General features: G+C 67.3%; 18 protein-coding genes and 1 pseudogene. 6 read left to right on the forward strand and 13 right to left on the reverse strand.

Annotated elements, in window-relative coordinates:
- Positions 1–321, forward strand: a pseudogene (locus ACFTWF_RS35300) (dihydrolipoyl dehydrogenase); the annotation flags it as partial.
- Positions 322–434: 113 nt separating this feature from the next.
- On the forward strand, positions 435–884 hold the full coding sequence (locus ACFTWF_RS35305; protein ID WP_378465725.1) for a DUF5709 domain-containing protein: 450 nt from the start codon (positions 435–437) through the stop codon (positions 882–884).
- Here the strand turns inward: ACFTWF_RS35305 and ACFTWF_RS35310 are convergent.
- A complete protein-coding gene (locus tag ACFTWF_RS35310) occupies positions 877–1,287 on the reverse strand; it encodes a winged helix-turn-helix transcriptional regulator (protein ID WP_378465726.1) in 411 nt (136 codons plus the stop codon). The two genes, ACFTWF_RS35305 and ACFTWF_RS35310, sit on opposite strands and share 8 nt — an antisense overlap.
- Positions 1,288–1,410: 123 nt before the next feature.
- Between ACFTWF_RS35310 and ACFTWF_RS35315 the strand changes: the two genes are divergently transcribed.
- Positions 1,411–2,259, forward strand: coding sequence for an SDR family oxidoreductase (locus ACFTWF_RS35315; protein ID WP_378465727.1), 849 nt, complete (start codon positions 1,411–1,413; stop codon positions 2,257–2,259).
- Between the two features lie 7 nt (positions 2,260–2,266).
- Here the strand turns inward: ACFTWF_RS35315 and atzF are convergent, their stop codons facing one another.
- From atzF to ramB, 12 genes are all read right to left on the reverse strand, one after another.
- Entirely contained in the window at positions 2,267–4,012 is a 1,746-nt protein-coding gene (atzF, locus tag ACFTWF_RS35320; RefSeq protein ID WP_378465728.1) for an allophanate hydrolase, read from the reverse strand.
- Positions 4,012–7,662 (reverse strand): urea carboxylase, encoded by a 3,651-nt coding sequence (uca, locus tag ACFTWF_RS35325; protein ID WP_378465729.1) that lies wholly within the window; start codon positions 7,660–7,662, stop codon positions 4,012–4,014. The genes atzF and uca overlap by 1 nt, the downstream gene beginning before the upstream one ends.
- Positions 7,663–7,732: 70 nt before the next feature.
- A complete protein-coding gene (locus ACFTWF_RS35330; protein ID WP_378465730.1) occupies positions 7,733–9,172 on the reverse strand; it encodes a short-chain fatty acid transporter in 1,440 nt (479 codons plus the stop codon).
- An 81-nt stretch (positions 9,173–9,253) separates the two neighbouring features.
- Positions 9,254–9,787 (reverse strand): carboxymuconolactone decarboxylase family protein, encoded by a 534-nt coding sequence (locus ACFTWF_RS35335; protein ID WP_378465731.1) that lies wholly within the window; start codon positions 9,785–9,787, stop codon positions 9,254–9,256.
- A complete protein-coding gene (locus ACFTWF_RS35340) occupies positions 9,784–10,620 on the reverse strand; it encodes an SDR family NAD(P)-dependent oxidoreductase (RefSeq protein WP_378465732.1) in 837 nt (278 codons plus the stop codon). The genes ACFTWF_RS35335 and ACFTWF_RS35340 overlap by 4 nt, the downstream gene beginning before the upstream one ends.
- Positions 10,621–10,719: 99 nt before the next feature.
- Positions 10,720–11,418 (reverse strand): GntR family transcriptional regulator, encoded by a 699-nt coding sequence (locus ACFTWF_RS35345; protein ID WP_378465733.1) that lies wholly within the window; start codon positions 11,416–11,418, stop codon positions 10,720–10,722.
- Positions 11,418–12,131 (reverse strand): urea ABC transporter ATP-binding subunit UrtE, encoded by a 714-nt coding sequence (gene urtE / locus ACFTWF_RS35350; protein WP_378465734.1) that lies wholly within the window; start codon positions 12,129–12,131, stop codon positions 11,418–11,420. Before urtE ends, ACFTWF_RS35345 begins: the two co-directional genes overlap by 1 nt.
- Positions 12,118–12,963: an urea ABC transporter ATP-binding protein UrtD gene (urtD, locus tag ACFTWF_RS35355; RefSeq protein WP_378465735.1), complete on the reverse strand. Its 846-nt coding sequence runs from the start codon at positions 12,961–12,963 to the stop codon at positions 12,118–12,120. Before urtD ends, urtE begins: the two co-directional genes overlap by 14 nt.
- Complete coding sequence (gene urtC, locus ACFTWF_RS35360) at positions 12,960–14,078, reverse strand: urea ABC transporter permease subunit UrtC (protein WP_378465736.1); 1,119 nt, start codon at positions 14,076–14,078, stop codon at positions 12,960–12,962. Before urtC ends, urtD begins: the two co-directional genes overlap by 4 nt.
- Positions 14,075–14,959 (reverse strand): urea ABC transporter permease subunit UrtB, encoded by an 885-nt coding sequence (gene urtB / locus ACFTWF_RS35365; protein ID WP_378465737.1) that lies wholly within the window; start codon positions 14,957–14,959, stop codon positions 14,075–14,077. The genes urtC and urtB overlap by 4 nt, the downstream gene beginning before the upstream one ends.
- Positions 14,960–15,003: 44 nt before the next feature.
- Positions 15,004–16,257 (reverse strand): urea ABC transporter substrate-binding protein, encoded by a 1,254-nt coding sequence (gene urtA / locus ACFTWF_RS35370; RefSeq protein WP_378465738.1) that lies wholly within the window; start codon positions 16,255–16,257, stop codon positions 15,004–15,006.
- A 277-nt stretch (positions 16,258–16,534) separates the two neighbouring features.
- On the reverse strand, positions 16,535–17,947 hold the full coding sequence (gene ramB, locus ACFTWF_RS35375) for an acetate metabolism transcriptional regulator RamB (protein ID WP_185725308.1): 1,413 nt from the start codon (positions 17,945–17,947) through the stop codon (positions 16,535–16,537).
- A 520-nt stretch (positions 17,948–18,467) separates the two neighbouring features.
- On the opposite strand from ramB, the gene aceA reads away from it, so the two are divergent.
- From aceA to metE, 3 genes are all read left to right on the forward strand, one after another.
- A complete protein-coding gene (gene aceA / locus ACFTWF_RS35380; RefSeq protein WP_378465739.1) occupies positions 18,468–19,757 on the forward strand; it encodes an isocitrate lyase in 1,290 nt (429 codons plus the stop codon).
- Between the two features lie 118 nt (positions 19,758–19,875).
- Entirely contained in the window at positions 19,876–20,772 is an 897-nt protein-coding gene (locus ACFTWF_RS35385) for a 3-hydroxybutyryl-CoA dehydrogenase (RefSeq protein ID WP_185725306.1), read from the forward strand.
- Between the two features lie 122 nt (positions 20,773–20,894).
- Positions 20,895–23,189 carry a 5-methyltetrahydropteroyltriglutamate--homocysteine S-methyltransferase gene (metE, locus tag ACFTWF_RS35390; protein ID WP_378465740.1) on the forward strand — a complete coding sequence of 765 codons (2,295 nt, stop codon included), beginning with the start codon at positions 20,895–20,897 and terminating at the stop codon, positions 23,187–23,189.
- Positions 23,190–23,233: the final 44 nt, after the last annotated feature.

The raw sequence follows: 23,233 nt of genomic DNA on the forward strand, positions 1-23,233 counted from the left end.
GGTCTGACCGAGCAGCAGGCGAAGGACGAGGGTTACGACGTCAAGGTCGCGACGTTCCCGTTCGCCGCGAACGGCAAGGCGCACGGCCTCGGTGACGCCACCGGTTTCGTCAAGCTGATCGCCGACACCAAGTACGGCGAGCTGATCGGTGGACACCTCATCGGCCCCGACGTCTCCGAGCTGCTGCCCGAGCTGACCCTCGCGCAGAAGTGGGACCTGACGGTCAACGAGCTGGCCCGCAACGTGCACACGCACCCGACGCTGTCCGAGGCCCTGCAGGAGGCCATCCACGGTCTCGCCGGACACATGATCAACTTCTGACCCGAACACCGACGAGGGCCCGCACAGTTACTGTGCGGGCCCTCGTCGTGTCTCACCGGGTTGCTTGCGTGACCCGATGGCGAATTGCCCGTTCCGGTGGCATCGTGGGGAAGATGACCATGCCGGACAGCACACCAGAAGGATCCGCGGGCGAGTACAGCCTGGACGAAGAGGACCAGCTGCAGCCGGAGGACACGTTGGTCGACCGAGGCGTGGACGACGTTCTCGACGAGGGGTATTCGCCGCCGGAGAAACCACTCGGGCTCGACGCGTTCGGAACGACGGCGGCCGAACAGCGTGAAGGGGAGACCCTCGATCAGCGGCTCGCGGAGGAAGAACCGGATCCGGCGTTCGAGGAGGACGACAATGCGGAGATCCTCGACGACAACGAGGTCGGACGGATGCGGTCGGGCCGACTTCTCGCCGAGGACGAGGGTTCCGGGGCGGACGAGGAGAAGGATCTCGTGGCGTCCGACATCGGGATCGACGGGGGAGCGGCATCAGCCGAAGAGGCCGCGGTTCACATCGTCGACGAAGAGTCGGATCTCGACGAGTTCAGCTGACGCCGCGATTGGCGTCGTATCTCTCCTGCGCCGCCCGGACGTCGGGTACGCGTGATTCGACCAGTTCGATGAGGCCGATGAGGCGTGAGCCGATCTCGGCGCCGAGCGGCGTGAGGCTGTATTCGACCTTCGGTGGAATCGCTTCGAGCACTTCGCGAATTACCAGGCCGTCTCGTTCGAGTGCCTGCAACGTCTGCGACAGCATGCGCTCACTGACGCCGTCGACGCGTCGGCGGAGTGCGCTGAATCGGTAGCTGCCCTCGGTCAGTGCCGCGAGGGCGAGCACTCCCCACCGGCCGGTGACGGTCTGCAGCGTCTCGCGCGACGCGCAGTCTCGCGCGAAGACGTCGGCTTCGAGGGTGCGGTCGTCACTTTCCTGTGCTGGGTGCGCGGGCTCGGACATGCGTCCAGTGTATCCCACGATGAGGAAGCACTTACCTAAACATTTGCACTTACGAAAAATTAGTGCATGATGGAAAGTGAGCTTGAATCGTCAACTCGCACCACTACGCGCTAGGAGTTCGTCATGACCATCGCCGTCACAGGAGCAACCGGACACCTCGGACGCCTCGTCGTCGAGGCACTGCTCGACAAGGGCACACCCGCCGCCGACATCGTTGCCGTGGTCCGTACCCCGGCCAAGGCTGCGGACCTGGCAGACAAAGGCGTCGACGTCCGCCAGGCGGAGTACGGTGACCGCGCCGCACTGGAGAAGGCGCTCGCCGGCGTCGACAAGCTGCTGCTCGTCTCGGGCAGTGACATAGGGCAACGGATTGCCCAGCACACCAACGTGATCGACGCCGCGAAGGCCGCCGGCGTCGGGTTCCTCGCCTACACGAGCATCCTCGATGCGCAGAACTCTCCGCTCGGACTGGCCGTGGAACACCGTGGCACCGAGGACCGGCTGGCGACATCCGGAATCGACTTCGCCCTGCTCCGCAACGGCTGGTACTGGGAGAACTACCTCGGCAGCATTCCCGCGGCGCGTGAGATCGGAGCCCTGTTCGGCAGTGCCGGAACGGGTGTCGTGGCCGCGGCCGCCCGGAAGGACTACGCCGAGGCCGCCGCCGCGGTCCTGCTCGCTGACGGTCAGGCCGGCAAGGTATACGAACTCGGCGGCGACGAGCGCCTGACCTACAGCGAACTGGCCGACGTGTTTTCCGAGGTCCTCGGAAAGCCGGTGTCGTACAAAGACCTTCCGCAGGCCGAGTACGCCGCGGTGCTCGAAGGTGCCGGACTGCCCGCGCCCATCGCGAGCATGCTCGCCGACTCCGATGCGGGAGTGGCGGCCGGCGCCCTCGACACCGAGAGCGGTGACCTGCAGACGCTGATCGGCCGCAAGTCGACCCGGGCAGTCAGTGCCCTCGGCCTGTGAGTACTTGTTAACCGCCCGCGGTTAACAAGTACTCACGGGTGTAAGCAACCCAACTGCGGAACTCGGTGATGTCGGTGGCCCCGTCGACCGCGTCGTGGGTGCAGCTGAAGCCCACCACGGCGCGGCCGTCGGACAGTTCGACGCTGGTCAGCGCCATCGGGGCGGGCAGGGCGGCCAGGAAGGTGCCCAGGCCTGCGGGCGACACGCGGAACAGTTCCCCGGCGATCTCGGCTCCCGCGCCGGGGCCGCGGCGGACGAGACCGGGTTTGGGCGGTGTCGTGGCGAGCGCGGTGAGCCGGTACGCGTCCGTGGTGGTGACGGTGCCGACGAACCGTGCGCCGATGTCCTCGAGCTGGAAATGCAGGGGCTGCCCGCGCAGGTGCGCGCCGAACACCGCGAGCTCGACACCGTCCTCGACGAGCGTGGGCGCGGGGACGCCGACGAGGCGGGCCGCCAGATCCACGGCGACCTGATCCGCGAACGCCGGCACCACGAACATGACGCCGAACGGGTCGCCGGCCGCGGTGGCGACGCCGGGGACCGCGACGGCCGCCATGTCGAGCAGGTTGCAGAAGTTCGTGTAAGTGCCCATCCGCCGGTTGATCTGGATCGGATCCGCTTGCACGGCAGCGATGGTCGGGTGTTCGGTGGTCGTGGGCAGAAGGAGGCCATCGAATCCGGCCAGCAGTTCCCGAGCTTGTGCTTTGACGCGGGCGAGGGTGTCGAGGTCGGCGGCGAACTCGTGGCCCGCCGGTTTCCGCGCCGACTCGACGATGGCGGTGACCACCGGGTCGGCGCCCGCGGGCGCGGTGTCGAGGAACTGCCCGACCGCGGTGTACCGCTCGGCGACGACCGCGCCGTCGTACAGCAGCCGCGCCGCGCCGAGCAGCGGGGAGATGTCGACCGCCTCGACGGCGAACCCACGGTCCGTCACCGCCGCCACGGTGGCGTCGAACGCCGCCCGGTACTCCGGCGTCAGCAGCGCGAGATCCGCCTCCGTGGGAATCGCGACCCGCGGCTGCGCTGGCGCCGCGAGTCCGACGTCGGAGGGCCACGCGCGGCTGCGCGGGTCCGCGTTCGCCGGTCCCGCCATGATGCGAGCGGCGGTCACGGCAGTGTCGAGTTCGGTGGCGAAGACGGTGACGCAGTCGTAGTCGACGCACGCGGGAACCACGCCGTCGGCGGGGATGACGCCGAGGGTCGCCTTGATCCCGACGAGACCGTTGAACGCGGCCGGGACCCGTCCGGATCCCGCTGTGTCGGTGCCGATTCCGATGTCGGCGATGCCGAGTGCGACGGCGACCGCCGAACCCGAGCTGGATCCACCGGACACACGTTCGGGATCCCACGAGCACCGGACGGCGCCGTACGGACTGCGCGTCCCGACCAGTCCCGTTGCGAACTGGTCGAGGTTCGTCTTCCCGAGGACGACGGCACCCTGTTCGACGAGGCGGCGCACGGCGGTCGCGGTGACGTCGGGAAGGTAGGCGAACTCGGGGCACGCCGCGGACGTGGGCAGTCCGGCGACGTCGATGTTGTCCTTGACCGCCACGACCTTCCCGGCCAGGGGGAGACGTTCGCCGGCGTCGAGACGGGCCTGCACGGCAACGGCATCGGCGTGGACGTCCGCGGCGGGCCGGAGGGTGATCCACACTTCGGGGCGGTCGACCTCGGCGATGCGCCGGAAGGCGTCCTCGACACGGGCGGTGGGGGACAGGGTGATCTGTGCGCGGTTCACGGCATCGACAGTCATCAGTTTTCTGCTCCAATCACGACGAGAGGGGTGCCCGGTTCGACGATCGCGCCCGGTGACACGAGGACGTCGAGGACCGTTCCGGAGGACGGGAACGCGACCGGCATCTCGAGTTTCATCGCCTCGAGCACCACCGCATTCTGTCCGGCTTCGATGCGTTGCCCGGCCTCGACCTCGACGCGCCACACGCTTCCGACCATCGGCGCCTCGACGACGATCGCGCCGGACGGAAGCTCGCCCCGCGCGGACGGTTCCGGGGCGGGCGCCTGTTCGACGCGGTCGAATTCGCCCGACGCCCGCCACGCCGCCTTCTCGGTGTCGAAGGCCGCGGACTGGCGTGCGTCGAATTCGGCGATGGATCGAGCATTGTCCCGCAGGAACTTCAGGTGGTCGGCGAACGCGAACGTGCCGTCGGAGATCTCCGCGTCGAACCGCCCGGCGACCGCCTGCGCGCGGTACTCGCGTAATTGCTCCGGGGTGACGGGTTCCCACACGATGCGGTCGAAGAACCGGAACATCCACGGCTTGCCCTCGTCGAACGGGCGGTGCTGCCGGTATCCGGACCAGATCGGGACGGTGCGGCCGATCAGCTGATACCCGCCCGGCGACTCCATGCCGTACACGCACAGGTACTTGCCGCCGATACCGACGGCGTCGGACGGCGTCCAGGTGCGCGCCGGGTTGTACTTGGTGGTGACCAGGCGGTGCCGCGGGTCGAGGGGCACCGCCAGCGGCGCGCCGAGGTAGACGTCACCGAGCCCGAGCACCAGGTACTCGGCGTCGAACACGGCGTTTCGGACGTCGTCGACGCTGTCCAAACCGTTGATGCGCCGGATGAACTCGGTGTTCGACGGCAGCCACGGCGCTTCGTCGCGGACACCGTTGCGGTAGCGGTCGATGGCCTCCGCGATGGACGGGTCGTCGAACGACAGCGGCAACCGGACCGTCCGGCTCGGGACCACCAGATCGTGCGTCGCCGGCAGCAGTTCCTCGATGTCCTGCAGGATGTCGAGCAGTCGACGGGCCGGAAGTTCGTCGGCGTCGAAGTGCAGGTGCAGCGACCGCACACCGGGGGTGATGTCGATGATGCCGGGGACGCGGCGCCGGACCAACGCCTCCGACAGCGCGTGGACGCGCATGCGGAGCCCGAGGTCGAGTTCGCGGTCGCCGTACTCGACGAGGATGTTGTCGTCGCCGCCGCGCAGATACACGACCTCCGGTCGGTCCAGTACGGGCGCGATCCGGTGCAGCACCCCGCCGTCGCCGGCCGTCGCCCGGGTAGAGGCGGGCGGAACATCCAGGCGCCGAGCCGAATCCGATGCCCGCAGCGCGTCCGCACCGTCGTCGGAGACCGCGAGAAACCGCACCCGGTCGCCGGGGCGGATCTGCCCCAGCTTCCAGCGGTGCGCCTTCACGACGGTGAGGGGGCACGCGAAACCGCCGAGGCTCGGACCGTCGGGTCCGAGCAGGATCGGAGTGTCCCCGGAGACGTTGAGGGCGCCGACACTGTACGGGTTGTCGTGCAGATTCGACGGATGCAGCCCGGCGTCGCCGCCGTCGGTCCGGGACCAGACCGGCTTGGGTCCGTCGAGCCGCAGTCCGGTGCGGTTGGCGTGAGTCTGGACCTTCCAGGTGGTGTCGTAGAACTGCGCCATGTCGGCATCGGTGAAGTAGATGGGCGCCGGTTGCGGTCCCTCGGTGACGGCGAGATGCCACTCGTGGGTGAGCTCGGGACGGAAGTCCGCCGGGACAGGTTGGGGCGCAGCGAGTCCCGCAGTGTTCTCGAACAGCGAGTCGTCGAAAAGGCCCAGCACATCACCCGTGGCGACGGCCTTGCCGGTGATGCCGCCGAACCCGCCGAGCGTGAACGTCGACGCGCTGCCGTGATACAGCGGCGCGTCGATGCCGCCGCGGAACGCGACGTACGTGCGCAGACCCGTGTCGCCCGGCGTGCCGATGTCGAGCACGGATCCGGCAGACACCTCCACCGGTTCCCACAGCGGGATCGGTTCGCCGTCGAGGGTGACCGGGGTGTCGGCGCCGCCCACGCAGATCACGGTCGGGTCCGAGAACACGAGCCGCGGGCCCTGCAGGGTGCATTCGAGCCCCGGTGCGCCGGCCGCATTGCCGACGGCGGTGTTGACGAGCTGGAACGACAGGTCGTCCATCGGTCCCGACGGCGGAATCCCGACCTCCCACAGACCGATTCGGCCCGGATGGTCCTGCACCGTGGTCATGGTTCCGGCGCGGAGCACGTCCACGCGGCGGCCGGTGGGTCGCAGATCTGCCAGCGACCGCGTGGTGTGCTCGACGGCCGGCACCGTGTCGGCGGCGCAGATCCGACGCAGCTGGGGCAGGTTGGTCTGGACCCCGTAGATGTGCGTGTCCCCGAGCGCCTCGGCGAGGGCCGCGAACGCCGCCGTGCGCCGGTGCCCGCGGGTGATCACCTTCGCCAGCATCGGGTCGTAGTGGGCGCTCACCTCGGTGCCCGTGTCGACCCACGTCTCCACCCGTGTGTGAGCCGGGAACTCGACGCCCGTGAGCCGTCCGGCGCTGGGACGGTAGTCGTGGCCGGGGTCCTCGGCGTAGATGCGGGCCTCCACAGCGGTTCCGGTGATCGCGGGTCCGGAGTCGGGCAGCCCGTCCAGCATGGACCCGTCGCCGCGGGCGAGCCGCAGCATCCACTCGACGAGGTCGATTCCGGTGACTTCTTCGGTCACCGGGTGCTCGACCTGCAGTCGCGTGTTCATCTCGAGGAACGACGCCTCACCCCGGTCCACGTCGTAGACGAACTCGACGGTGCCCGCGGACCGGTAGTTCACCGACGACGCAAGGCGACGCGACGAGCTCAGGAGTTGATCGACCAGGTCGTCGGAGAGTCCGGGCGCCGGGGCCTCCTCGACGACTTTCTGGTTGCGGCGCTGCAGTGAACAGTCACGGGTGCCGAGGCTGATCGTGCGGCCCAGGCCGTCGCCGAACACCTGCACCTCGATGTGCCGGGCCCGGGCCACGAACCGTTCGAGGAACACCCCGGACGAGGAGAAGTTGGCCTGGGCGAGGCGCTGCACGCGGTCGTAGGCGTCGCGGAGTTCCGCGGCGTCGGCGCAGGCCTGCATCCCGATGCCGCCGCCGCCACCGACGGCCTTGATCATCACCGGATAGCCGATGTCGGCCGCCGCGGACACGGTGGCGTCGGCGGAGTCCAGGAGGCCGCTGCCCGCCACGAGGGGAACGCCGACGGCCCGGGCGGCCTCGCGGGCCGTGTGCTTGTTTCCGAACGTGCGCAATTGTTCGGGGGTGGGGCCGACGAACGCGATGCCCGCGGCTTCGGCCGCCGCGGCGAACGTGTCGTTCTCCGAGAGGAAGCCGTAGCCGGGGTGAATCGCGCCCGCGCCCGTGGCCAGTGCGGCCTCCACGACGGCGTCGGCCCGCAGATACGACTCGTGGGCGGGTGCCGGGCCCAGCCGGACGGCGACGTCGGCCATCTCGACGTGTGCGGCGGCGGAATCGGCGTCGGAGTACACCGCGACCGTCTTCAGTCCGAGGAGATGCGCGGTTCGCATGATGCGGCAGGCGATTTCGCCCCGGTTGGCGACGAGCAGGGTGTCGAAGGAGTACTCGATCGTCGGCGTATTCATCCCTGTGGACATGGTTGTATACGCTAGGGACGGGGTGTTTCACCGAGATTTCTCGAGGTAAAGCGTGGGTAAGTAACACCTCTCACGGTGTCGAGGGCTGCACCGGGGGAACGAAGTCGAATGTCGTGCCGAGCAACCACACCAGGAGCAGGACCACCGGCAGGTGGAACATGAACTGCAGGAACGTGAATCCCACCAGATCGCGTGCCCGGAGCCCCAGCACCGCCAGCAGGGGCAGCATGAAGAACGGGTTGATCAGGTTCGGCAGCGCCTCGGCGACGTTGTACACCTGGACGGTCCAGCCCAGATTCATCCCGACGTCGGTGGCCGACTGCATGACATACGGCGCCTCGACCAGCCATTTGCCGCCGCCGGACGGGACGAAGAGGCCCAGCACGACGGTATACAGGGCGATGACGACGGTGAAAACTCCGCCGCTGCCGATATTCGTGAAGAATTCCGCGAGGTGCTCCGAGATGGTGAGACCGTTTCTGCCCTCGGCCTTGGTGAGGATCGCGGCCATGGCGGCATAGAGCGGAAACTGGACCAGAATGCCGGCCGTGGCCGGGACGGCCAGGGCTACGGCTTGCAGGAATTTGCGCGGCGTCCCGTGGAGCACCAGCCCCAGCATGAGGAAGACCAGCAGGTACGCGTTGAGGCTGCTGACGACGGTGAGCAGGGGCTTGGTCAGCAGCTGGGAGACGAGCCAGCCCAACGTCATCAGGCCGGCCAGCGCCGGCAGGATCCGGCTGTACTCGAGCCACTCGCCCGGTCGTGATCGGGGCGGCACCTGCTTCGGCCGGTCGTCCAGGTCCACCTCCAGATCCTGGGCGGTCGTGACGGCGGCGCCCCTCGGCGCCGAGAAGTGGGCGATCACCACGGTCAGGGCGATGATGATCGCGCACATGAGCAGCGACTGCCACGTGAAGATCGTGGTGCCGAAGTCGAGGACGCCGGTGATCCTCAGCAGCGCCGGAGGCAGGGACGCGGCGGTGGCCTGCAGCTGGGCCGCCGACGACGACATGCCCAGTGCCCACACTGCGCCCAGGCCCATGAACGCCGCCGCGCCCAGAGCGCGGTAGTCGACCCGCAGGTCGGATCGGCGCGCGATCGCCCGGGCCAGCAGCCCGCCGAACACCAGGCTGAGTCCCCAGTTCAGGAACGAGACCGACATGGCCAGGAAGGCGACGAAACTGACTGCGCTGCGCGCCGTCCGGGGCACCATGGCCAGGCGATCGATCAGCCGAGCGACCGGCGGGGACGTGGCGACGACGTATCCGGTGAGCACCACCATCGCCATCTGCAAGGTGAACGCGGTCAGATCCCAGAAGCCGTCGCCGAACGCGTCGACCACTTCCTGTGGCGACGAACCGTTGGCGAGCGCGGCCACCGCGACGACGAAGACACCCACGAGCGCGAAGACGTAGGCGTCCGGAAACCATTTCTCCGTCCACCCGGCCAGCGACTGCGCAACCCGCGCCAGTCCCTTCTCGGAACGGACGTCTTCGGTGGCGGATGTCATGCGGCCGGTCCTCTTCTCTACGCGATGCGGAACCTACGCGGCGTGGAACCTACGCGGTGTCGAACCTACGCGGTGTCGAACCTACGAATAGTCGCGTTCGATCCTCAGAGTCCCGATCGTGGTGGCCAGCGCGTCGTATTGGGTCACCAGAAAACAGAATTCGATCAGGCGGCGGTCGTCGTAGTACGCACCGAGCGCCGACCACGTGGCGTCGTCGAGGTTGTCGGTGGAGACGAGTTGGTCGACGGCCGTGAGGACGGCGCGGCGACGCGCGTCCCAGCCCGCCGCGTCGGGACCTTCCAGCACCTGTTCGAGCAGCGCCGGGGTGATGCCCGCGCGGCGTCCGAGGCGCACGTGGTGGTCCATCTCGTAGCCGCACTTCCGCAGGTGCGCCACCCGGATGATGATCAGTTCGGTCTCGTGCCGGGAGATCTTCCCGCCCGGCATCAGCTTGCCGGAGTAGCGCAGCCACACACGGAAGAGGCCCCTCGCGCGGCCCACCGTGCTGAACAGGTGCGCGTCCGGGACACCGGCGACGCGGGAGATGATCCGCCACAGCACCCAGTTGACGGGGCCGAGTTCCTTCAGACGTCCGGGTGGAATGCGTGCGGTCACGCGGCCCCCTCTCCTTCTATCCGCCCCTTCGCAGGAACGGTTGCGTGCGCGCGTAGTTCGATCGACCGGGTCATCTCCGTGGCCCGAAGTGCGAGCATACGCACAGATTCGGACCCGGGTACCCGGGACGGTGCGTATATCCGATTCTTCCGCCCGGCGATCGCCCGTTCGAGAGCGTCGACCGCCACCGTGATCGAGGAGGTCCGGGCCCGTGCGCTGCCGCGGGGTGCCGGAACCGCGACACCGTCGAAATCGATCAGCGTCCGGTCCGTGTCGATCTCGCCGAGACGGGCGATGCCCACCCGCGTCCCCAATGGTTTCAGCTCCTCCCGCAACACTTCGCCGAGTTCCTCGGCTCCGCCTCGCGTGGCGCCGTGGACGCCGCGCAGCGGGGTGAAGGCCGTCGACGATGCCACAACCAGTGCGTACCCGTTGCGGTGTCCGATGTGCGGTCCCGCGGCCCGCAGCGTGTGGTACGTGCCCATCACGTTGACCTCGACGGCGTACCGCATCACATCCGGGTCGCCCGCGACTATCTGCGCCGGCGGCGTCACGCCCGCGTTCGCGACCACCACGTCGAGTCCGCCGAGCCGATCGGCGAGATGGTCGACCGCATCCTCGACGGCCTTCCTGTCGCGGATGTCGCATCGACGCCAGGGTGCCCGGCCGCAGGCGGTGGCCGTCTGTTCGAGGAGTTCGGGTTCGAGGCCGAGCAACCCGACACGGGCGCCCCGCTCGTGAAGTCGTCTGGCGAGTCCGGCGCCGATACCCCGGGCTGCGCCGGTGATCAGGACGCGGCGTCCGACCAGATTCTCTTCGAGAGTGCGTGACATGAAGCGAGTTCCCAACCTGTGTTACCGAGCGGTAGCAAGACGCTAGCACCCGCTCGGGTCGGGGGAGGGAAAAATGTCACACGAAGTTGGACAACTGTCTCAATCGCGGATCGCCCACGCCATACGCGCGAGGGAAAGTGCCTGTTCAGCGCGCTCGACGACCACTTCCCGGGACTCGCTGATGTGCGCGAGAAGCGTGTCGTACGCGGTGTCGAGTTTGCCGTCGAGGGCGAACTCGGCCACCGAGATGTGCTCGTCGATGGTGGCGCTCATGCGGTCCGGGGTGAGGTAGTCGAACATCCGGACCGGCCGCACCTTCGCGTTCACGCCGACGAGCGCATCGGACAGCGCCCGGTTGCCGGCCGACCGCAGCAGCACCGTGTGGAACTGCTCGTCGAGCGCCACGAACCCGGCGTCCGGGGCCGGGACCTCCTTCCGTAACGCGTACCACCGCTCGAGTTCGGGCCCCAGAATGTCCGGGTCGTGCGACAGCGACGCGTCGGCGCGGACCCGGGCGATTCCCTGAAGCTCGAGCGTGATGCGGAGTTCGTACAGTCCCGCGAGTTCGTCGATGCGGGGACGGTACGGAAACAGCCCACCCACGTCGCGCTGGACGAGTCCGTCGGCGAGCAGGCGGGCCAGGGCCTCCCGCACCGGCGTCCGCGACACCCCGTACACGTCGGCGAGACGCTCCTCGCCGAGCCGCTGTCCCGGCGGGATCCGTCCGCTCATCAGGTCGGTACGCAGCGACAGATACACGTGGTCGCTGAGGGAACCGGCCGGCTCTCGGCGTGCCATCAGATCGCCATCGCCGCGCGGACGTCGGAGACCGCGGTCCCGACGTCGGAGCCGGGGGCGGCGCCGCCGGCGCCGGAGGACGTGACGCGCCCGGATTCGAGGACGTGATAGCTCTCGGCCGATTGGAGTGCGAACCCGATGTGCTGTTCCACCAACAGAACTCCGAGCCCACCGCGGCGGGTGAGCTCCATGATGGTGCGTTCGATCTCCGCGACGACGGACGGCTGGATGCCCTCGGTCGGTTCGTCGAGGATCAGCATTTTCGGTTCCGTGATCAGCGCCCGCGCAATGGCGAGTTGCTGCCGTTGCCCGCCGGAGAGGAGGCCGGCGCGCCGGTCGAGCAGGCCGCGCAGGGCCGGGAACAGGTCCAGTGCCTCGTCGACGAGTTTCTTTCCGCGCCTGCGGCCGTCCGCCACCACCTGCAGGTTCTCGGCGGTGGTCAACTGACCGAACGACTGCTGGCCCTGGGGGACGTAGGCGAGGCCGCGGGCGACGCGGGCGCTCGGCCGCAGCGCCGTGACGTCCTCGCCGTCGAAGAGCACCCGACCGGAACCGACTTTGATCAGCCCGACCGCAGCCCGCAGCAGTGTGGTCTTGCCCGCACCGTTGTGTCCCATCACCGCTGCTACGCCGTCCGACGGAACGGTCAGCGAGACCCCGTGGATCACCTCGGTTCGGCCGTACCCGGCGCGGATGTCGTCAAGCTCGAGCATCGCTGTCCTCCTTTGAAACCTCGGGCTGCAACTCGGGGGCGGCGCCGGCCGCCGCGGTCCCGAGGTACACCTCCTGCACGCGGGGATCGGCCTGCACCTGCTCGACCGTTCCCTCGCTCAGCACCTTGCCGGCGTGCAGCACGGTCACCGACGTCGCGAACGCGCGCATGAAATCCATGTCGTGCTCGACCACCACGACGGTCCGCTCACCGCCGATGCGGCGCAACAGTTTTCCCGTCTCGTCGCGTTCCTCGTGGCTCATTCCCGCCACCGGCTCGTCGAGCAGCAGGACGGAACAATTCTGCATCAGCAGCATCCCGATCTCGAGCCACTGCTTCTGCCCGTGTGCCAGGATGCCCGCCGGGGTGTCGCGGAGCCTGCCGAGACCGGTGACGTCGAGCGCCTCCTCGATCGCGGGGAGCACCGTCTTGCGGCGGCGCAGCAGCGTGAGCGCCGAGCGGCCGGCGCCCGCCGCAATGTCGAGGTTCTGGAGCACCGTCAATTCCTCGAACACGCTCGCGGTCTGAAACGTGCGGCCGACGCCGAGCCGGGCGATGCGGTGCACCTTCCGGCCGATCAACTCGACACCGGACTTCGTGACCGAGCCCGTCGCCGGAACGAGACCGGTGATCGCGTCGACGAGAGTGGTCTTGCCTGCGCCGTTGGGGCCGATGAGGAACCGCAGATCACCCTGCATGAGGGTGAGGTCGACGCCGTCGACCGCGGTGAAGCCGTCGAAGCTGACCCGAAGGTCCCGGACCTCGAGGTATTCGCTGGACATTCCGGCGTTGCCGCCGAGCACGGGTTCCTTGGTGGTGGTGGGAATCGTCATCGGGCCATCTCCATTCGTTCCGTCGGCTCCGTCTCGTCCGCGGGCCCGGGCGGTGCCTGCCGCTCGGACGAGGCCTTCTTCTTCCGCTTCAGCAGCGCGAACAGCCCCGCGACGCCGGCCGGGAAGAATCCGACGACCACGATGAACAGGAGGCCCTGCGCGTAGATCCAGCCGGAGGGGAACGACTCGGAGAACGCGCTCTGCGCCCACGCCACCCCGATGGCGCCGAGGACCGGGCCGAGAAGTGTGGACCGGCCGCCGATGGCCACGCCGATCAGGAACGCGATCGACGGGACGATTCCGACGTCCGCGGGGGAGATGATCCCGACGATCGGCACGAACAGTGCGCCCGCGAGGCCCGCGAAGAACGCGGCCGTCACGTAGGCGACGAGTTTGATGTTCGCCGGGTCGTACCCGAGGAAACGCACCCGCTCCTCCTGGTCCCGGACAGCGACGAGCAGTTCGCCGTATCGGCTGTTCATCAGCTGGCGGGTGACGGCGACGACGGCCAGCAGCACCCCGGCGGCGATGAAGAACAGCATCTGCTTGTTGGCCGGATCGTTCAGGTTGAACCCGAAGAACGTGCGGAACCGGTTGAGGCCGTTGCTGCCTCCGGTGCTCTGCTGGCCCACGAGCAGGATGGCGAACGCCGCTGCGAGCGCCTGGCTGAGGATCGCGAAGTAGGCGCCCTTGACGCGGCGCTTGAACACCCCGAGACCGAGGACGAACGCCACCAGTGCCGGGACGAGCAGGATGCCCAGGATCGTCACGATCGGCGACGTGAACGGCACCCAGTAGCCCGGCAGGTCGCGGATACCCGCGATCTGCATGAAGTCGGGCACCGGGTCGCCGCGGAGTTCGGCGTCCGCGATCTTCAGATGCATCGCCATCATGTAGGCACCCAGCCCGAAGAACACACCCTGGCCGAGGGTGAGCATGCCGCCGCGGCCCCACGCCAGGCCGATACCGACCGCGACGATCGCGAAGCACAGGAACTTGCCGAGCAGACTCAGCCGGAAGTCGCTGAGGACCGCGGGGGCGACGACGAACAGAAGCAGTGCGGCCAGCGCGAATCCCGCCCACGCGCGGTACCGGCCACTCGTCGGGATGCTCATACGAGACTCCTCGTCTTGACGGCGAACAGGCCCTGCGGCCGAACCTGGAGGAACACCACGATGACCACGAACACGATGACCTTGGCGATCGAGGCCGTGGTCGAGTACTCGACGAACGAATTGAGGATGCCGAGCGCGAACGCGGCGATCACCGCGCCCTTCATCTGACCCAGGCCACCGACCACGACCACCAGGAACGCGTCGATGAGGTAACTCTGCCCGATGGTCGGGCTCGTCGAGCCGATCAGGGTCAGCGCCACACCGGCGACACCCGCCAGACCGGAGCCGATGAAGAACGTCGTCACATCGGTTCGGCGACTGGATATCCCGCTGGTCTCCGCCAGGTCGCGGTTCTGCACGACGGCGCGGATGCGGCGTCCCATCGGCGACTTCTGCATCGCCAGGCTCAGCGCGACGACGGCCACCACCGCGAGCACGAGAATGAACAGGCGGGTCTTCGGGACCACGGCACCCAGAATCTCCACGCCACCCGAGAGCCATTCCGGTGCGGCGACGTTGACCGCCGGGGCCCCGAAGACGTCCCGTGCCAGCTGCTGCAGGATCAGCCCCACACCGAACGTCACCAACAGTGTGTCCAACGGCCGGTGGTACATCCGCTTGACGAGCGTGACCTCGAGCAGGACACCCATCGCGCCGCCGACCACGAATCCGACGAGCAGAGAGATGAACAGAGAACCCGTGGCGCTCGAAATCACCTGCTGCACCACGTATGCCGTGTACGAGCCGGCCATGATGAACTCGCCGTGGGCCATGTTGATGACGCCCATCTGACCGAACGTCAACGACAGCCCCAGCGCCGCGAGCAACAGGATCGACCCGATACTCAGCCCGGTGAACAGCTGTCCGATCACTACATCCATCGATGTATGTCCTCTCTCTTCCCTCGTGCCCGTCGGACGGTGTCCTAGCTGCCCAGTGCTTCGGCCCACGGGTAGGACTTCAGGTACGGGTCCGGCTGGATCGGAGTGCCCGAATCCCAGACCGTGTAGATCAGGCCGTCGCCCCGGATCTCACCGATGCGCGCCGTCTTGGTGATGTGGTGGTTGGACCCGTCGATGGTGACCAGACCCTCCGGTGCCGCGAACGTGACGCCGTCCGCGTTGTCCTGGACGTCCTTGGTAGCGAACGACTTCGCCTTCTCGACGGTGTTCTTCCACAGGTACACCGACGTGTACGCGGCTTCCATCGGGTCGGACGTCGGCTTGTTCGCGCCGTACCGGGCCTTGTATGCGTCGACGAACTTCCTGTTCTCCGGAGTGTCGACGGTCTGGTAGTAGTTCCAGGCCGTCAGCTGCCCCTCGACGTTCTGGACGCCGATGCCACCGACCTCCTCCTCGGCGATCGACACCGACACGACGGGCATGTCGGCGGGTTTCAGGCCGACGTTCGCGTACTCACGGAAGAACGCGACGTTGGAGTCCCCGTTCAGGGTGTTGAAGACGGCGTCCGCGTCGGCGGAGCGCACCTTGTTGACGATGGTCGAGAAGTCGGTGGAGCCGAGCGGCGTGTAGTCCTCGCCCTTGATCTCGATGCCGTTGGCCGCCGCGTACGCCTTGATGATGCGGTTGGCGGTCTGCGGGAACACGTAGTCGCTGCCCACCAGGTACAGCGACTTGACGCCCTTCTCCTTCAGGTAGTCGAGGGCGGGCACGATCTGCTGGTTGGTGGTGGCGCCGGTGTAGAAGATGTTCTTCGAATCCTCGAGCCCCTCGTACTGCACGGGGTAGTAGAGCAGCGAATTGTTGTCCTCGAACACCGGCAGCATCGCTTTGCGGCTCGACGACGTCCAGCCGCCGAACACGGCCGCGACGCAGTCACTGCTGATCAGCTTCTCCGCCTTCTCGGCGAACACGGTGGGCTCCGAGGCCCCGTCCTCGGCGACGACCTGGATCTTCTTGCCGAGCACGCCGCCCGAGTTGTTGATCTCGTCGACCGCGAGCGCGATCGAATCGCGGACGGTCACCTCGCTGATGGCCATCGTCCCGGACAGCGAGTTCAGCGACCCGACCTTGATCGTGTCCCCGGACGTGTCCACACAGGACGCCGTGGTGGATTCGCCGGCCGTGTCGGACGCCTTGCTGCCACAACCGGTCAGCAGGAGCCCGATGGCGGCGAGCGCGGTCGGTGCAGCGAGGGCGCGCTGGGAGAAGGTGCGCATGTACGGGCCTTTCCGTCGGAGGACTTGGTGGACCTCCGCAACCCGGGACATGTATCCGCCCCACGTATACAGAGGTGTATTCGTGGGGCGAACAGTAAGCGGCCGTTGTTGCGTACGAATGTCTGCCGGTGACGTGTTCGTGACACCGATTACGGTGGCGTGAACAACCGCTCACAGTGCCTGCGGTGCCGCCGGCTTCGGCCGGCGCGCGCGGCCGATGTCACACCGGTGCAGTCGGATTGGACCGATGTCACATTGGGCGAACCGGCGGAACGGGTCAGCGAATCAGGTACGGGGACACCGAACTCTGGTGCTCGCTGATGTCGAGTTGTTTGCCGAGCGGCGGGAACGCGCGCTGCGGGCAGTTGACGCGCTCGCACACCCGGCAGCCGGCGCCGATGGGGGTGCCCGGGTTGGAATCGTCCAGGTCCAGACCGTCGCCGTAGACGAGGCGGTGGGCGTGCCGGATCTCGCAGCCGAGCCCGATCGCGAAGATCTTCGCGGGCTGACCGTAACGCTGGGCGCGGCGTTCGACGGTGCGGGCGATCCACAGGTACCGCCGGCCGTCCGGCATCTGCGCGATCTGATTCATGATCTTGCCGGGGTACGCGAACGTCTCGTACACGTTCCACAGCGGGCACGTGCCGCCGCTGGTGGAGAAGTGGAACCCGGTGGCGGACTGCCGTTTCGACATGTTGCCCGCCCGGTCGACGCGGACGAACATGAACGGCACCCCGCGCAGCTTCGGACGCTGCAGCGTCGACAGACGGTGGCAGATCGTCTCGTAGCTCACCGAGTAGAACGCCGACAACCGCTCGATGTCGTACCGGAAGTCCTCGGCCACGTCGTGGAACTGACCGTAGGGGAGGACGGTGGCCGCGGCGAAGTAGTTGGCCAGCCCGAGCCGGGCCAGCGCCACCGACTCGTCGCTCGTGAAGCCGCCCTCCGCCACCAGCTTGTCGAGCAGGTCGCCGTACTCGAGGAACGCCAGTTCGGTCGCGAACTTGAACACCTGCTGCCCACCCGACAGGTGCGGCGAGATCTCCAGCAACCGGGACTCCGGATCGTACCGGTGCAGGACGTTCTCGCCGAGGTCGATACGCCGGACGATCTGCACGTCGTGCACGGTCTGCAATCTGCGGGCGATCTCACCGCCGACGTCGCCGCGGTGGAACCGCATGCGCGCGGTCAGTTCCTCCGCCGCCGTGTCCAGGTCGTGCAGATAGTTCTGCCGCTGATAGAAGTAGTCGCGGACCTCTTCGTGCGGCATCGTGATCGCGCCGCTGCCGCTGCCGTCGCTGTAGCGGTCCTCCGTCGCGAGCGCCAGCTGGGCGGTGGTGTTGCGGAAGCGGCGGTGCATGTTGACCATCGCCTTCGCCAGACCGGGATGCGACGCCACCATCTCGGCGATCTCCTGGGCGTCCGCGTCGATGCCCATCTCCTGGTCCAGCGCCACCTCGCGCATCTCCGCGATCAGGCGTGTGTCGTCCTGAGAGGAGAAGAACGTGGTGTCGACGCCGAACACCTCGCTGATCCGCAGCAGCACCGGCACCGTCAGCGGCCGCACGTCGTGCTCGATCTGATTGAGATAGCTCGCGGAGATCTCCAGTGTCTTCGCCAGCGCCGCCTGGCTCAGACCACGCTCGGTTCGGAGCTGACGCAACCGGGTGCCGACGAAGGTCTTGGACATACGGCAATGGTACCGGCGCAGGTCAGATGTGCGAACGGAACCTTCGCAAGATTCGCTCGGGTGTTCGGGGTGCAGTGGCGCGGGCGAATGTACCTTTCGGCGCATCGGAGACGCCGGACGGTACGTTCACCCCGCGCTCGGGTCCTCGGTGACCGTTCACGGGCGAGGAAGCCAGTGATTGCAGTCACAACGAACCCGCCGGGTGGTGTGCCGAGGCGCGGGCGGCGCGCGCCGAAGGGGATAAATACCTGTGTACGACGAGTTGCGGGCATTGGGTTCACCACCTGCGGCTTCTTGCTACTGGCGAGTATTTTTCCTCTCCGATCGGGCAGGCGGAGTGCTGATCTTTCTTAACAGTCTTTGCAAATGGTTGTGAAAAGCTAGCCAAGATTGGCATTAGCAACAGGTAGACGGCACTTTTTGCTTATGTCATTCTCGGTGAGTACATACGAAGGGCCTGGCAAGGATGTGAAGCAGTACATCCGTACCGGACCAGCAGATCGAAGAGAGTGGAGTCTTGATGTCGACCACCGGCACCCCGAAGACCGCAGCTGAAATCCAGCAGGATTGGGACACCAACCCGCGCTGGAAGGGCGTCACCCGTAACTACACGGCCGATCAGGTCGTCAAGCTCCAGGGCACCGTCGTAGAGGAAGCCACCCTCGCTCGCCGTGGTTCGGAGATCCTGTGGGACCTCGTCAACAACGAGGACTACATCAACTCCCTGGGCGCCCTCACCGGCAACCAGGCTGTTCAGCAGGTCCGCGCCGGCCTGAAGGCCATCTACCTGTCCGGTTGGCAGGTCGCCGGCGACGCGAACCTGTCGGGTCACACCTACCCGGACCAGAGCCTGTACCCGGCCAACTCGGTGCCGCAGGTCGTGCGCCGCATCAACAACGCGCTGCTGCGCGCCGACGAGATCGCCAAGGTCGAGGGCGACACGTCCGTCGACAACTGGCTCGCTCCGATCGTCGCCGACGGTGAAGCCGGCTTCGGTGGCGCGCTCAACGTCTACGAGCTGCAGAAGGCCATGATCGCCGCCGGTGTCGCCGGTTCGCACTGGGAGGACCAGCTCGCGTCGGAGAAGAAGTGCGGCCACCTCGGTGGCAAGGTGCTCATCCCCACGCAGCAGCACATCCGCACCCTGACCTCGGCTCGCCTCGCGGCCGACGTCGCGGACGTTCCCACCGTGGTCATCGCCCGCACCGACGCCGAGGCCGCGACCCTCATCACGTCCGACGTCGACGAGCGCGACCGTGAGTTCCTCGACGGCACCCGCACGGCCGAGGGCTTCTACGGCGTGAAGAACGGCATCGAGCCCTGCATCGCCCGCGCCAAGGCGTACGCGCCGTACTCCGACCTCATCTGGATGGAGACCGGCGTGCCGGACCTCGAGGTCGCGAAGAAGTTCGCCGAGTCCGTTCGCAGCGAGTTCCCGGACCAGCTGCTCGCCTACAACTGCTCGCCGTCCTTCAACTGGAAGGCGCACCTGGACGACTCGACCATCGCGAAGTTCCAGAAGGAGCTCGGCGCGATGGGCTTCAAGTTCCAGTTCATCACCCTCGCCGGCTTCCACTCGCTCAACTACGGCATGTTCGACCTGGCTCACGGCTACGCCCGCGAGGGCATGACCGCCTTCGTCGACCTGCAGGAGCGCGAGTTCAAGGCCGCCGAGGAGCGTGGCTTCACCGCCATCAAGCACCAGCGTGAGGTCGGTGCCGGCTACTTCGACAGCATCGCCACCACGGTCGACCCCAACACCTCGACGGCTGCCCTGAAGGGCTCCACCGAAGAGGGTCAGTTCCACTGAGCCTTGTCCTTCGAGGCTCGACCGATCACGGTTTCACCTGATCAACCCGACCCCGGGGAGGGGCCCGCGCCAGGGCCCCTCCCCGGGTGACGACTCCACTAGACGAAAAGGAGCTGACGTGACCAGCGAAAAGATTCAGCGCGTCGGCGTGATCGGCGCCGGGATCATGGGTGCCGGAATCGCAGAGGTGTGTGCTCGCGCGCACGTCGACGTCCTGGTGTTCGAGCAGACCCGCGAGCTTGCGGCGGCGGGACGTTCGCGCATCCTGCGTTCGCTCGATCGCGGGGTGAGCAGTGGCAAGATCACCGAGCGGGAACGTGAGCAGGCTGCCTGGCGGTTGCGGTTCACCTCCGATCTCGGTGATTTCGCGGACCGGCAGTTCGTCGTGGAGGCCGTCGTCGAGGACGAGAAGGTGAAGAGTGAAATCTTCACCGAACTCGATCAGGTCGTGACAGATCCGAATGCTGTGCTGGCGTCCAACACGTCGTCGATCCCGATCATGAAGCTGGGCATCGCCACCAAGTCCCCGGACCGGGTCATCGGGATGCACTTCTTCAATCCCGTGCCGGTTCTCCCGCTGGTCGAGTTGGTGACCACCCTCAAGACGAGCAAGTCGGTGTCCGAGCGGGCGGAGGCGTTCGCGAGCGACGTGCTGGGCAAGCAGGTCGTCCGTTCCGCGGACCGCTCCGGATTCGTCGTCAACGCGCTCCTGGTGCCGTACCTGCTCTCCGCGATCCGGATGGTGGAGTCCGGGTTCGCCACCAAGGAAGACATCGACAAGGCAACGGTTCTCGGCCTCGCGCATCCGATGGGTCCGCTCGCGCTGACCGACCTGGTGGGGCTGGACACGGTCAAGTCCATCGCCGACTCCATGTACGAAGAGTTCAAGGAGCCCCTGTATTCGGCGCCGCCGCTGCTGCTTCGCATGGTCGAGGCCGGGCTGGTCGGCAAGAAGTCCGGCGCGGGCTTCTACGAATACGGCGACAACGGTCGTGCCAGCAAGAAGGCCAGCTAGTAGGTAGGTAGGCGACTACGCCTGTGCGCCTTTCACGACCACTGGCGGTTGTGAGGGGCGCACAGTGCATCGAGCCCAGAGGCATTCGCAGCCACTGGACTGAGCCCAGAAAGGTCGACCGCATGTCCAGCACCGCAGCATACGGATCCAGCATCCTGGGGTATCCCCGCATCGGACCTCGCCGCGAACTCAAGCGTGCCCTCGAGTCCTACTGGCACGGCACGAGCACGAAGGAAGAACTCGTCGCCGTCGCGCGGGATCTGCAGGAGGAGACGTGGAGTGAGCTCGCCGCGACCGGTCTGACCCAGGTCCCGGGCAACACGTTCTCCTACTACGACCACGTACTCGACAATGCGTTGCTGTTCGGTGCGATTCCCGCGCGGTTCACGCCGCTCGAGAATCAGCTCGACCCGCTGGACTTCTACTTCACGCTCGCGCGGGGTGAGCCGGACTTCCCGCCGCTCGAGCTGGTGCGCTTCTTCGGCACCAACTACCACTACCGTCAGCCCGAACTGGACGAGAACACCGAGTTCTCGCTGCGGTCCGAGACGGTGTTGGACGAATTCGAGCGGGCGAAGACGCGTGGCATCGAACTGCGTCCCGTCGTGCTGGGTCCCGTGTCGCTGCTTCTGCTGTCGAAGATCGGTCCGACGTCGAAACGGCACGGCTTCTCGACCCTCGATCTGATGGACAAGTTGCTGCCGGAGTACGAGCGGTTGTTCGAGCAGCTCGCGAAGGCCGGCGCCACGTGCGTTCAGTTGGACGAGCCGTCGTTCACCGAGGACCGCACGCCGGCGGAACTGGCCGCACTGGCCCGGGCGTACGAGAAGTTGTCGCACGCGCCGCTGCGTCCCCGCATCCTGGTGACCGGTCCGTACGGGCATCTCGGGGAGGCCCTCGCGATCCTGGCCTCCACCAAGGTGGAGGCTCTCGGCCTGGACCTCGTCAGTCATCGGCTCACTGCCGACGAGCTGGCGAAGATCCCGGGCATCAAGCGCAAGCGCATCTACGCCGGCGTGGTGGACGGCCGGAACGTGTGGCGGGTCGACCGGTACAACACGCTGACGTACCTGAACACGTTGAAGGACGTCGTGCCGGATCTCGTGGTCTCGACGTCGACGTCGTTGCTGCACGTGCCGTACGACGTGTTGTCCGAGTACGACATCCCGGGCGACGTCGCGGACCGTCTCGCGTTCGCGAAGCAGAAGGTCGGCGAGGTGGTCTCGCTGGCCAAGGCGCTCACCGAGGGGCCGTCCGACAAGTGGCGCAAGCGTCCCACGTCGGTGCACTTCAAGCTCAAGCACGCGGTTCGGGCCCGGGTCAACGCGATCAAGCCGGACGACCGCATCCGGGTTCCGTACGAGGAACGGCGGGTCGCCCAGCAGGAACGCCTGAATCTGCCGCTGGTTCCGGCGACGACCCTCGGTTCGTTCCCGCAGACCACCGAGATCCGCCGGGCCCGCTACGAACTGGGTCAGGGACGCCTCGAGTGGGACGAGTACTACAAGCGCATCCAAGCCGAGATCGAAAGCACGATCCGGTTACAGGAGGACATCGGTCTCGACGTCCTGGTGCACGGCGAGCACGAACGCAACGACATGGTGCAGTACTTCGCGGAGCTTCTCGAGGGGTACGCCTTCACCCACAACGGCTGGGTGCAGGCGTACGGCTCCCGGTGTACACGTCCGCCGATCCTCTACGGGGACGTGTCGCGGCCGAAGCCGATGACCGTCGAATGGATCGCGTACGCGCAGTCGCTGACGGACAAGCCGGTCAAGGGCATGCTCACCGGTCCGGTGACGATGATCGCGCGCTCGTTCGTCCGGCAGGATCAGCCGCTGTACGAGACGGCGGACCAGTTGGCGTTGGTGATTCGTGACGAGATCGCCGACCTCGAGGCGGCGGGCATCGCGATCATCCAGGTCGACGAGCCGGCCATCAGGGAACTGCTGCCGCTGCGGGAGGACGGCCGCGAGGCCTACCTCGAGTGGGCGGTCGACGCGTTCCGCCTCGCGACGGGTGGGGCGAAACCGGAGACGCAGATCCACACGCATCTCACGTACACGAGCCGGGCGTCGGTGGTCGACGCCATCGAACGGCTCGACGCGGACGTGACGGCGATCGTGGCTACGCGTTCCATCACGTGGGTGCTCGACGCGATCAAGGAGCGGGCGCTGACGCACGGCGTCGGGCCGGGTGTGTACGAGAGCCGGTCTGCCCGGATTCCGGACATCGACGAGCTGGACGAACTGCTCACGAGGGCCGGCGAGTCGGTGTCGCTCGAACGGTTGTGGGCGAACCCGGACGGTGGCCTGAAGACCAGGCACTACTGGCAACTCGAGCCGTCACTGCGCAACCTGGTGGCGGCCGCGAAGCGTCTGCGCAGGCGGGCGGAGAAGGAAGATTCCGAGGACTGATTTCTCCGGCGTGTTCGGGGTCACCGTGTGAACGGTGGCCCCGA

This window comes from Rhodococcus sp. NPDC056960, assembly GCF_042674125.1.
In the GTDB taxonomy this organism is placed as follows: domain Bacteria; phylum Actinomycetota; class Actinomycetes; order Mycobacteriales; family Mycobacteriaceae; genus Rhodococcus_F.